The following is a 223-nucleotide window of genomic DNA, read 5'->3' as shown; positions in this document are numbered from 1 at the left end:
CTTACCATACACAAAGACCACAAAAAGGGCTCATTTTACATACTGATTTAGGAACACAATATACAAGTCAGGAATTTCAAACTTTACTCGCGAATTATAAAATAAAGCCTTCTTTCAGTAAAAAAGGTTGTCCATACGATAACGCTTGTATTGAGTCATTTCACGCCATTTTAAAGAAAGAAGAAGTATATCGTACAAAATATGTCTCATTTGAAGAAGCAAA

At 32.3% G+C, this 223-nt stretch carries 1 protein-coding gene; it reads left to right on the top strand.

What is annotated here, in order from left to right; genetic code table 11:
* The coding region (locus MR059_RS22550; protein ID WP_242162040.1) for a DDE-type integrase/transposase/recombinase at nucleotides 1-223 on the top strand (223 nt) is incomplete at both ends.

The organism is Bacillus cereus group sp. BfR-BA-01522, from assembly GCF_022662635.1.
In the GTDB taxonomy this organism is placed as follows: Bacteria; Bacillota; Bacilli; order Bacillales; family Bacillaceae_G; genus Bacillus_A; species Bacillus_A cytotoxicus.
Note: the sequence above shows the minus strand (reverse complement) of the source record. Positions and strands in the feature narration are given on the sequence as shown.